This window comes from Candidatus Methylomirabilota bacterium (assembly GCA_036002485.1).
Taxonomy (GTDB): domain Bacteria; phylum Methylomirabilota; class Methylomirabilia; order Rokubacteriales; family CSP1-6; genus AR37.
Genome location: DASYTI010000130.1, coordinates 1 through 10919, shown reverse-complemented (window position 1 = coordinate 10919; position 10919 = coordinate 1). Strand labels below are relative to the sequence as shown.

Below are 10919 nucleotides of genomic sequence, written 5' to 3'. Positions count from 1 at the left end.
GCCGGAGGTGGGAGCGCTGGTCATGCAAGCCCTGGCCGCCGCCCGCGAGAGCCTCTATCAGCGGGCCCGGGAGCGGGCTAGGGCCTCGGCAGGTTTCGGGGACGTTTCCGCGGAAACGCCCCCGGTCTCCCAGCAGCAGGCCGATGCCCTGGCCCTGCTCGCGGAGACGGCCCTGCATCACGGGCTCGATCCCGGCGCCCCGGGCGAGCGCTACCAGGTGGTGGTTCACGTCGACGCCCAGGTCCTGGCCGATCCGGATCAGCCGGGCCAGTCTGTCCTCGAGGAGGGGACGCGCGTTCCCGCGGAAACGTCCCGGCGGTTAGCGTGCGACGCCAGCCGGGTGGTGATGCGTCATGATGATGCCGGGCGCCTGCTGGAGATCGGGGCCCGGACCCGGACGATTCCCCCCGCCTTGCGGCGAGCGCTCCACCATCGGGATCAGGGCTGCCGCTTCCCGGGGTGCGGCCTTCGCTTCACCCAGGGGCATCACCTCCGCCACTGGGCGCACGGGGGCCCGACCACGCTCTCGAACCTCGCCCTGCTCTGTCGCCGGCATCACCGGGCGGTGCACGAGGAGGGCTACCAGGTCGCGCGTTTACCCGACGGAGCGCTCCAGTTCCGGCGGCCGGACGGCCGCCCGCTCCCTGAGGTGCCGGCGCCTGCCGCGGTGCCCGCGGATCCGATCAAGGCTCTGCGAGCCTGTCACGACTCGCAAGGCCTGCGTGTCACCGCGCGGACGGGGTGTGCCGGCTGGCTCGGGGAGCGACTGGACGTGGGGTGGGCCATCGACGTCCTGCACCCGCTCGCCCAGAGAGCCCGACCTAGTCCGTCGCGGCACGAGTCGGGTTAGCCGCATCAGTTGTCCTCCGACACACTCTGGCAGGATCGCCCCACGATGCCGGACGCTTCATCTGCGCTGTGCCAAGGCCAGACGAGCCCAGCCATGACTGGGAATGGGCTCTATGTTGTCTGCGCTCCGAGCATCGAGTAGTCTACGAACTTCATGCGAATCTCCCACGCAGAGTTCTTGGCTCTCGACCTTGAAGTGCATGCGCTCTTGAAAGACATCCCGCTGCGGGACGTCTCCGTCGTCGATCTCCCCGACGGTGGCGATGAGCGCACGATCGCTGACGTCCGGCGGCTCATGGATGCGACGAGACACCAACCTACGTTCTCCGTACGAGTGCTCGTGGGGCTGCGCAGATTTCTCGGGCGGGTCTTCTACTGGGACGGCGAGCAGCCCGAGCCCGCATACGCAAGCCGCTTGAGCGACGAACAGCGCCGGCGCTCGCTCTCTCCGATCGGTGCGGTGTTCGGGCCGCTTCGGTTGATCTACGAGTTTCGGTACGAGATGGTGGGCGAGGCAAGGAACGCCACCGTACACGCCTTCAGCTGCATGGCTCTCCGTCGGCTCGCCGCTGGCTACCGGCTGTATTGGGCGATCTACGTTGAGAACGTCTCGGCATTCACACCGCTCTACATGGCGGCTATCGAACCGTTTCGGCGCTTCGTGGTCTACCCTGCGATTCTCGAGTCAATCCGAGCGGCATGGGTATCGCTTCCCACGCGCGGGGGCTCTCCGTAGCCCGCCGCGCATGCGCGGCGGGATGTGGCGCAGGCTGGCGCCCTCTGTTTTGGCGGTTCTGACGCGCCAAGGGCGAGCAACGCGAGTAGCTCGACGACGTCACTGCTGTGCCAAGGCTCTACGCTCGTGCTTCCTTCTCGCCCTAGCCCCCATGGTCGACGCGGGCCCGGACGCCGCGTCGCGCCCTGGACAGGCTGCCCCTACCTGGCCTGGCGGAGCACCGGGTTGTAGGTCTGCAGGAACCGGCGGCGGCTGAGGGCGAAGAGGGCGAAGAATCCCGCGGTGATCAGGACCTCCTTGAGCCCGAGGGGGAAGCCGATCTTCGTGTCGAGGGACGGGAAGACCACGAGCACGTGCTCGACGAAGATCGAGATCCAGCCGCAGAAGAGGATGACCACGAGGACCTTGTGCCGGGTGGGCGGCCGCCCCGTCAGACGCTTGAGCAGATAGGAGAAAGGAATCAGCCAGCCGAAGATGAAGACCAGCCATGCCACCACGCCCCAGGGCGGGTTGAAGAAGCGCGCGACGAAGAAACGCGTCTCGATCGGGACATTGCCGTACCAGATCACCAGGTACTGCGAGAAGAAGAAGTACATCCACATGACGGACATGGCGAAGGTGAGCTTGGCCATGTCCTGGATGCCCGAGGGCGCGACATTGGTGACCCCGCGGGCATTGGCGCGGATGGTCAGGAAGGTCACGAGGCCGAAGCCCGTGTACAGTGCCTTGACCACGTAGTAGCCGCCGAAGAGCCCGCTGTACCAGATCGGGTCCAGCGTCATCACGAGATCGAATGCCCACAGGGAGACGACGACCACGAAGAGGATGAGCAGCGTGGTCGCGAGCTTGTTCCGCCGCGCCTCGGCCGCCGGGGTGTCGGCGCCTGCCGCGTCCTGAGCGAAGACGGCCTTGGCGAAGATGAACGCTACCCAGTAGAGAGCCGCCGTCCCGATGGCGATCCGGATCGCCATGAAGGGCACATTGAGCCAGGCCGCCTTGTTCTCGATGGGCGCTGTTACCCATGGATAGAGCGTGGCCCGCCCGAAGAAGAGGATGACGAAGCCGATGAGGGACACGGGCAGAAAGCCTGCCGTGGTCAGCGCGATGCGCTTCACGGAGGGCGACCAGCGCCCCTCCGTGATCTGGATAGCCCCGGCCAGCGCCGGGCCGGTGACGGCGAGGCACGACCAGAAGATGAGATTGACGAGATAGATGCCCCAGGTCGACTTGGGATCGGCCAGGAAGACGCCGAAGAGGAAGGCGACGGCGCCCGCGGCGGCCAGGACCCACAGGAGTCCCGTGCCTTTGGCCGTGGGAGGGGCGCCCGTCGAATCCGGGCTCATTTCTGGGCCAGGGTGCGAAGGTAGTTGACCACGTGCCAGCGCTCCACCGGAGACAGCGCCTCGGCGTAGGACGGCATCACCGCGCCGCCCACCGAGAGATAGCTTTGCCAGTAGCCGTCGGTACGGGCCTTCTGGAGCGCCGCATTGCTCAGGTCGGCCGGGAGCACGAACTTCGTCGAGACGAGCCCGTCGCCTTTGCCCGAGGCGCCATGGCAGGGCGTGCAGTACACGACGTAGAGCGCCTCGCCCTTCTTGATCGACTCGGACGTGGCGGGCACCGGATTCTTCCGGGCGGCCGCGGCCTCGCGCTGCTCCTTCCCGTAATAGAGCTGCCCGCCGTCCCGCGGCAGGCTGCCCGGGGCCATGGCGAACGACATCTCGCCCGGCATGATCCGCTGGGTGACCGTCATGTTGTGGTTCCACCGATACACGAGCAGGATCCCCTGCACCCCCGCCGCCCCACCCACCAGCAGGAGGACGAGGACGAAGACATACTTCATCATTGCCGCACCTCCTCGGCGCCGGAGGCCGTGAGCAGCGACGTCACCGTGGCCGCCGTCTCGGGAGGGCAGCTGACGGCGACGCCGAAGCGATCCAGCGTGAAGCTCGGATCGTAGGTCGGCGAGGGCGAGAGCTTGGGCAGCCGGCCGAGGAGGAGGATGGCGAGGGCCGTGGCCAGCCCGCCGAAGAGGATGGTGAGCTCGAAGGCGATGATGATGAAGGGTGGGTACGACACCGGGTCCTTCGCCCCCGTCACCAGGCTCCACTTGAGCGAGGACCAGATGGTCAGGAAGAAGCCCGCGCTGGTGCCCGTGAGGGCGCCGATCAGGGTGAACAGACGCACCTTCGACAGGGGCCGCACGCGCTCGATCTCCTCCTCGATCTCCTCCACGGGCACCGGCGTGTAGACGGTCAGCTCCAAGAAGCCCTTCTCGCGGAGCTTCCGGATGGCGTCGAGCGTGGTGTCCACGTGGGCGAAGATGCCCAGGACGGAAGTCCCGGCCATGCTAGTGATGCCCCCCGCGGGCGTACTTGAGGGGATGCGGCAGCACCTCCTTGACCTCGACGATAGACAGCGAGGGCAGCACGCGGATGAAACCCAGGAAAAGGAGGAGGAACCACGCGAACGAGCCGATGATGATCGTCGAATCCGTCACCGTCGGATAGTAGGTGCCCCAGGTGTACGGGTAGAAGTCGAAGCCGAGCCCCAGGACGATGATGTTGAAGCGCTCGAACCACATCCCGACCAGAACGAAGAGCGAGACGACATAGAGCGTGGCGGCATGGGTGCGCGCCTTCTTCCAGAACAGCACGAGGGGCACGAGGCTATTGCAGAAATACTGGAGCCAGAAGGCCCACGCGTATTGCTTGGTGGCCCGGTAGAAGAGGGAGGCCCGCTCGAAGTGCTCGCCGCTGTACCACGACGTGAAGGCCTCGCAGAGGTAGAAGTAGGTCAGAACCAGACTGGTGACCAGGATCAGCTTGCCCATCGCGTCCAGGTGCTTGTCCGTGATGTAGGCGTACCAGTCGAAGAGGTAGCGCATGGGAAGCATGAGCAGCAGCACCATGGCGAAGCCCGAGAAGATGGCGCCGTCCACGAAGAAGGGGGCGAAGAGCGTAGAGTGCCAGCCCGGCACCAGGGCCATGGCGAAGTCGAAGGACACCACGCTGTGCACGGAGAGGACGAGGGGCGTGGCCAGCGAGGCGAGCAGGCCGTAGGCCCGCCGGTAGTGGCGCCACTGCGAGTCCGAGCCCTCCCACCCCAGGGACATCACGGCGTAGATCTTCCTCTTGATCCCGGTGGACTGGTCCCGCAGGGCCGCGATATCCGGCACGAGTCCCACGAGGAAGAAGACCACGCTGATGGTCAGGTAGGTCGAGATCGCGAAGACGTCCCACACGAGGGGCGACTTGAAGTTGGGCCAGAGATACCGCTGGTTCGGATACGGCGTGAGCCAGTACGCGAACCAGATCCGCCCGGCGTGGATGAGGGGGAAGAGCCCGGCCGTCATCACGGCGAAGACCGTCATGGCCTCGGCGCCCCGGTAGATCGAGGTCCGCCACTTCGCGCGGAAGAGATACAGGATGGCGGAGATGAGGGTGCCGGCATGCCCGATGCCGATCCAGAACACGAAGGTCGTGATGTACATCGCCCACATCTGGGGCGTCCGCTTGCCCGCCGCGCCCATGCCCGCCCAGATCTGGTAGGACCAGGCCAGGACGCCGCATCCGAGGGTGAGGGCCACGAGGCACATCCAGGCGAAGTAGGTATTGCCCGGCATGCTCACGGTCCGGGCGACGTCCCGATTGACATCCGCCCAGCTCGGCTGTCCCGGCTGGGTCGCCACGCTCATGCCTTGTGCCCCTTCCCGGCGCCGTGTCCGCCCGTCTCCCCACGCACGACCTTGGCGAGATACGTCACCGCCGGCCTCGTCCCGAGCTCGTTCAGCACGTGATAGCTCCGCGGACTCGCGGAGAGCTTGGTCACCCGCGCCGCGCCCTCCTTGAGATTGCCGAAGGTGATGGCCTGGGTCGGACAGGTCTGCTGGCAGGCCGTCTGGATGTCGCCGTCCTTCACCGCGCGTCCCACCTCGCGCGCCTCGTCCTTGCCCTTCTCGATGCGCTGGAGGCACATCGTGCACTTCTCCATGACCCCGAGCTGGCGGACGGTGACGTCGGGATTGAGCTGCTGGTCGAGGGGCGCCGTCCACGTGTAGTTGAACCAGTTGAAGCGGCGGACATGATACGGGCAGTTGTTGCCGCAGTAGCGCGTGCCCACGCAGCGGTTGTAGATCTGCGCGTTCAGCCCCTCCGTCGTGTGGTAGGCGGCGTACACGGGACAGACGGGCTCGCATGGCGCGACTCCGCAATGCTGGCAGAACATGGGCAGGAACACGTTCGTCCTTCCCCCCTGCCCCTTCTCCCATCGCTCGAGGCGTATCCACTGCTGGGCGCGGCCATAAGCGACCTGGGCCTTGCCCACCACCGGGACATTGTTCTCGGCCGAGCAGGCGACCACGCAGGCCTGGCAGCCGGTGCAGGCGTCTACGTCCACCGCCAAACCCCACCGGTAGTCCGGATACTTGACCGGGGGATACATGCTCGGCACGCTCGCGCCCTCGGGCGGCTTGCCGCGCAGCTCCATCTCGCGGGCCGCGGCCAGGCCGACGATCTCGGCGATCTCCCGGTTCTCGTCGTCGAAGGTCGCCTGTGGTATGGCGAGCGGCCGTCGCGTGCCCGTGCGGGCGAGGGTGACCTTGACCACGAGATGCGGCAGCCCGCCGGAGGCCGTCTCGGGCGCCGCCGGCAAGAGACGTAGCGGGTTCGCTCCGCCGTTGAGGAAGACATCGTGGTCCGCGTTGGACCTCAAGCGGCCGCCCTTGGCGAAAGCACCAGGGAAGTCGTGTCCCAGCCCCATGGCCACGGCCACCGCGCCCGGGTGCAGGCTCTTCGAGGGCCAGGCCGGCAGCTCGATGCTGCCGTACGGCGAGGTCAGCGTGACCACGTCTCCGCGGCCGAGCGCGAGCTTGTCCGCCGTCTCCACGGGCACTTCGACCCAGCCGTCCCACGCGATCTGGGTCATGACGTCGGGAGCTTCCTGGAGCCATGGCTTGTCCGCCGAGCGGCCGTCATAGAACCGCGCCGACGGATAGACGAGGAGCGCGTGCGTGCCGTCGCCCTCGAGCTTGGCCGGCTCGCCGGTGAGACGCCCGATATCCACCTTGCCGATGGCCGCCGTGGCGGGCGCGCCCCAGACGCCGCCGCGCCGGAGCGACTCCTCCCAGAAGTCGGCGAAGGCCTTGCCCGAGCCGTACTGGCGCGCGAGCCCCTGCCACTGCTCGCGGACGTACTCCTCGTAGCTGGCCCACTTGAGCGGGCCTTTGCCCTCCTCGGTGCCGAGAGCCCGGCGTCCGACGGAGAGCAGGATATCGCCCGTGGACTTGCCGTCGATGGGCTTGCCGTCGATCGTCACCGGCCCCATGGTCGGCTGCATGAGGCCGATGACGCCATCACGCGCGACGTAGTCGCCCCACGACTCCAGAGGGTGCAAGGCGGGCAGCACCACGGTGGACTTGGCCGTCGTCTCCGTCGGGTGATGGGAGAGGCTCACCACGAGGCCGACCTTGCCCATCGCCTCGCTGAAGCCGGACTTGGCGGGCATGCTGTACACGGGGTTGACGCCGGCAAGTATCAGGACCTCGATCTCGCCGGCGGCCATGGCCTGCGTCAGCTTGGCCATGTCGGCAAACGAGCCGGCCTTGCCCAGGGCCGCGTCCGACCCGAAGCGGATGGTCTTGCCGACGGCGCCCACGGCGATATTGAGCAGGTTGACGGCGATCAGGGTGTCGGTGGCCTGCGGCCCCGTCATGGCCATGCCCCCGCCGATGGCCAGGGCACCCTTGGCATGCGCGAAATCGTGGGCGACGCGCTTGATGGTCTCCGCGGGCACCCCGGAGATCTCGGCCGCCTTGGCGACATCCACGCCCTTGACGGCGGCGCGCAGCGCGCCCGAGTCGGATTCCCTGGCGTGGATCCCCTCGTCCAGCATGACCTTGAGCATGGCGAGGGCGAGCACGCCCTCGGTGCCGGGGGCATTGCGCAGCCACTCATCGGCATTGGCCGCCGTCATGGACTGGCGCGGCTCGATGTGGACGAAGGTGCCGGCGCGCCCGCGCCCGAGGGCATGCATCCGAGCGAAGCTGCCCGCGTAGGCCACGGGATTGATCCACGTCTCGAGGAAATCGGCGCCGAAGGAGACGAGGTAGCCCGCCTCCTCGATGGCGTAGTGCGGGATGGCGTCCCGCCCGAAGGCCGCGCGATTGGCCGCGCGGAGGGCCTCGTAGCCCAGGGGCTCATACGCGATCCGCGGGCGCGCGCCGAGGGCCCGCGTCCACTCGTCCATCAGACGCCCGAGGCTGCCCGTCTCGAGGCCGCTCACCAGCGCGATCTTGCTCCCCTGCCGCGCCTTGGCGAGGGCGGCGAGCTTGTCGCCGACCTGCTTCTCGACCTCGTCCCAGGCCGCGGCCTTCCCGCCCACCTGAGGGCCGCGGAATCGATCGGGGTGATAGAGCCCCTGGAGCTGGGCCTGGCCGCGGAGGCAGAGCGTGCCCGCGTTGACGGGATGATCGGGGTTGCCCTCGAGCTTGATGACGCGGCCGTCGCGATTCTTGGCCACGAGGCCGCAGCCCGCCGGGCATTCCCGGCACACCGTCGAGAAGTACGCGGCCAACCCCGGGACGATCCCGTCCGGAGGAACGACGTAGGGGATGAGCTTCGTGGGCACGCGGCCGAGGAGCTCGTCCCCTTCCTTGCCGCAGCCCGCCGCGGCTACCGCCGCGCCCGAGGTGGCGACGATCTTGAAGAATGCTCGGCGGTCCATTCCGTTCTTGGCGGGCTCGCTCATGCCGCTGTCCGCCCAGCGATCATCACGACTTTGAAGGGGGCGACGCGAGATCGGAGGCCGAAACGACGGAACGGGACATCCGGGACTTCCGAAGCGAAGGCCGTGATAGTTCGAGCCGAGACGCTGCCCGCTGTTCGAGTTGAGCGGCGGCCAGGGGCCGACGCGAGACGAGAGCTGAGTGAATGCCGCAGGCGTGGCCGTTCGAGCTGAGCGGCGTGGCCGCGAGGCGAGGGCTGAGAAGACACGGTGGGTTCACCACCATTGACGCTCATGCGCTCCTTGCGGCTCATCCGCTGCCGCGCGTGTGATGCGCTCCGGGATGGCCGGTGGACGAACCTCTCCGGGCCACGGCCTTGTGAACCGTATCACGCAGAAAAACCAGGGTCAATAGTCATCTTGCCCATTCCCGAGCCGGGCGCGAAGACGACAGGTCAGCGGAGCGTGGCGAAGGCTTCGCGGGCGGCCCGCGCCGCCGTTTCCAGATCCGCGTCGGAGTGGGCGAGCGAGACGAAGGCCGCCTCGAACTGCGAGGCGGCGAGGAAGACGCCTCGTTCGAGCATGGCGTGGAAGAACCGCGCGTAGCGCTCGGTATTCGCGCGCTTCGCCGAGGCATAGTCCGTCACGGGACCGTCGGTGAAGAAGGCGGTCAGCATGGAGCCGACGCGGTTGACCGTGAGGGGGATACCCGCGGCGCGCGCGCCGTCGGCGAGCCCGGCTTCGAGGGTGCTGCCGGCGCGCTCGAGCCGCGAGTAGACAGCGGCATCGGCAAGAGCCCGGAGCGTGGTCAGGCCTGCCGCCACGGCCAAGGGATTGCCCGAGAGCGTGCCCGCCTGATAGACGCCGCCCAGGGGCGAGATCCGCTCCATGAGGGCACGAGGGCCGCCATACGCACCCACGGGCAGGCCACCGCCGATGATCTTGCCGAGGCAGGTCAGGTCCGGACGCACTCCGTAGCGGGCCTGGGCGCCGCCGAAGCCCAGGCGGAAGCCGGTGATGACTTCGTCGAAGAGCAGGAGGGCGCCGTGCCGGTCGCACAGGTGCCGGAGCCCTTCGAGAAAGCCGGGGGCAGGTGGGACCACTCCCATGTTACCGGCCACGGGCTCCACGATGATGACCGCCACCTCGCCGCCGCGCGCGGACATGAGGCGCTCCACGGCTCCGAGATCATTGAAGGGTGTAGTCAGCGTCATCTGGGCCAGCGCCGACGGCACGCCCAGACTATCCGGCACGCCGAAGGTTGCTCCGCCCGAGCCCGCCTTGACGAGGAGGCTATCGGCGTGGCCGTGGTAGCAGCCCTCGAACTTGACGATGAGGTCGCGACCGGTGGCGCCCCGCGCGAGACGGATGGCGCTCATGGCCGCCTCGGTGCCCGAGGAGACCAGACGCACCATCTCCATCGACGGCACGGCGGAGACGATGAGATCCGCCAGCTCGACCTCGCCCGGAGTCGGCGCGCCATAGCTCGTGCCGCGCGCGAGCGCCTCGCCCACCGCCTCGATCACGGCGGGGGCGGCGTGGCCCAGGATGAGCGGGCCCCAGGAGCCGAGGAAATCGATGTAAGAGCGGCCGTCGACATCCGTGATGCGGCTGCCCTCGGCGCTCCGGACGAAGAAGGGCGTGCCGCCCACGCCGCGAAAGGCGCGGACAGGGCTATTGACGCCACCGGGGATCACCCGCTGGGCCTGGCCGAAGAGCGACTCCGAGCGAGAGGCGGTCATGGGAGCGATCAGGACTGCGGGCGCTTCCAGTCGAAGGCGACGAAATCTCCGGCCCCGGGGTCCCAGCGAAAGGCGCCGGCCTCGACCACGCGCCCCTCCATCACCGAGAGCACGACGTAGGTCGCGTCCGGATAGGCGGGCTCGCCGTTGACCAGGGCATTGCGTTTGTCCGTCGGGGAGAAGTAGGCGCCGGTGTCGATGTGGGAATGATAGATCGTGGCCACGCGGAAGCCCTGGGCCTCTCGTCGGCCGATGGCGATCAAATCGGTGGGATCGATGTAGTAGGCCGTCCTCGCATCGCGCGGATGGCGCACCGGATCCTTGGCGTGAAGCTCGTCCTGCAGGTTCCGGCAGGGCATCAAGACTCGCTCGGGAGGCGACCCTGGCCGATCCAGGACCACGCCACAGCACTCCGACGGGTATTCGGCCACGGCCTGCGCTTCGACCCGCGCGTACTCCTCGGGAGTGAGAATCATCGCTCGATGAGGGCCCCCTCGGCCGAGGGCCGGCCAGCCCCCCCGGCGAGGGCCCGATCAATCCCTCCGGCGAGGGCGGGACCTGCCCCCCCGGCGAGGGCGGGAATGATCGCGACCTCGTCTCCGTCCTTCAGCGCGGTGCCGAGCCCTTGCAGCGACTCGATGGCCTCGCTGTTGACGTAGACATTGACGTGATCGTGGATCTCCCCGGCCTCATTGCGCACGAGGCCCTTGAGGGCGCTGAACCTGTCCTCCAGCTCGTCGAGCAGCCCGCGCACGTCCTGCGCCTCCACGGACACCTTGTCCTTGTTATTGGTCGCCCGACGGAAGGGCGTGGGAATATAGACGTCCACGGTCATCTGGATCTCCTGTGGGTCGGCGGCGGGGGCTCGA

The 10919-nt window shown here is 68.0% G+C and carries 10 protein-coding genes; 2 read left to right on the top strand and 8 right to left on the bottom strand.

Annotation, left to right across the window (positions count from 1 at the left end; translation table 11 throughout):
- On the top strand, positions 1-850 hold an 850-nt coding region (locus VGT00_13210; GenBank protein HEV8532372.1), incomplete at its 5' end, for a DUF222 domain-containing protein.
- Positions 851-1003: 153 nt separating this feature from the next.
- Positions 1004-1585, top strand: coding sequence for a DUF2867 domain-containing protein (locus tag VGT00_13205; GenBank protein HEV8532371.1), 582 nt, complete (start codon positions 1004-1006; stop codon positions 1583-1585).
- 200 nt (positions 1586-1785) lie between these two features.
- Here the strand turns inward: VGT00_13205 and VGT00_13200 are convergent, their stop codons facing one another.
- From VGT00_13200 to VGT00_13165, 8 genes are all read right to left on the bottom strand, one after another.
- On the bottom strand, positions 1786-2928 hold the full coding sequence (locus VGT00_13200) for a hypothetical protein (protein HEV8532370.1): 1143 nt from the start codon (positions 2926-2928) through the stop codon (positions 1786-1788).
- Entirely contained in the window at positions 2925-3431 is a 507-nt protein-coding gene (locus VGT00_13195; protein HEV8532369.1) for a cytochrome c, read from the bottom strand. The genes VGT00_13200 and VGT00_13195 overlap by 4 nt, the downstream gene beginning before the upstream one ends.
- Positions 3428-3934 (bottom strand): DUF3341 domain-containing protein, encoded by a 507-nt coding sequence (locus VGT00_13190; protein ID HEV8532368.1) that lies wholly within the window; start codon positions 3932-3934, stop codon positions 3428-3430. Before VGT00_13190 ends, VGT00_13195 begins: the two co-directional genes overlap by 4 nt.
- A 1-nt stretch (position 3935) precedes the next feature.
- Positions 3936-5282, bottom strand: a complete 1347-nt coding sequence (nrfD, locus tag VGT00_13185) for an NrfD/PsrC family molybdoenzyme membrane anchor subunit (GenBank protein ID HEV8532367.1) — start codon at positions 5280-5282, stop codon at positions 3936-3938.
- The gene (locus VGT00_13180) at positions 5279-8332 is read right to left on the bottom strand and encodes a molybdopterin-dependent oxidoreductase (GenBank protein HEV8532366.1); all 3054 of its coding nucleotides are present in this window, start codon (positions 8330-8332) and stop codon (positions 5279-5281) included. The genes nrfD and VGT00_13180 overlap by 4 nt, the downstream gene beginning before the upstream one ends.
- Before the next feature lie 431 nt (positions 8333-8763).
- The gene (hemL, locus tag VGT00_13175) at positions 8764-10050 is read right to left on the bottom strand and encodes a glutamate-1-semialdehyde 2,1-aminomutase (GenBank protein ID HEV8532365.1); all 1287 of its coding nucleotides are present in this window, start codon (positions 10048-10050) and stop codon (positions 8764-8766) included.
- Positions 10051-10058: 8 nt separating this feature from the next.
- Positions 10059-10526 (bottom strand): Mov34/MPN/PAD-1 family protein, encoded by a 468-nt coding sequence (locus tag VGT00_13170; GenBank protein HEV8532364.1) that lies wholly within the window; start codon positions 10524-10526, stop codon positions 10059-10061.
- The coding region (locus VGT00_13165; GenBank protein ID HEV8532363.1) for a MoaD family protein at positions 10523-10919 on the bottom strand (397 nt) is incomplete at its 5' end. The genes VGT00_13170 and VGT00_13165, both read right to left, overlap by 4 nt.

What these genes read in the sequence shown, in the direction of transcription:
- VGT00_13180 (HEV8532366.1), bottom strand. Translation starts at nt 8,332, where the DNA reads ATGAGCGAGCCCGCCAAGAACGGAATGGACCGCCGAGCATTCTTCAAG.
- VGT00_13205 (HEV8532371.1), top strand. Translation starts at nt 1,004, where the DNA reads ATGCGAATCTCCCACGCAGAGTTCTTGGCTCTCGACCTTGAAGTGCAT.
- VGT00_13200 (HEV8532370.1), bottom strand. Translation starts at nt 2,928, where the DNA reads ATGAGCCCGGATTCGACGGGCGCCCCTCCCACGGCCAAAGGCACGGGA.
- nrfD (HEV8532367.1), bottom strand. Translation starts at nt 5,282, where the DNA reads ATGAGCGTGGCGACCCAGCCGGGACAGCCGAGCTGGGCGGATGTCAAT.
- hemL (HEV8532365.1), bottom strand. Translation starts at nt 10,050, where the DNA reads ATGACCGCCTCTCGCTCGGAGTCGCTCTTCGGCCAGGCCCAGCGGGTG.
- VGT00_13170 (HEV8532364.1), bottom strand. Translation starts at nt 10,526, where the DNA reads ATGATTCTCACTCCCGAGGAGTACGCGCGGGTCGAAGCGCAGGCCGTG.
- VGT00_13190 (HEV8532368.1), bottom strand. Translation starts at nt 3,934, where the DNA reads ATGGCCGGGACTTCCGTCCTGGGCATCTTCGCCCACGTGGACACCACG.
- VGT00_13195 (HEV8532369.1), bottom strand. Translation starts at nt 3,431, where the DNA reads ATGATGAAGTATGTCTTCGTCCTCGTCCTCCTGCTGGTGGGTGGGGCG.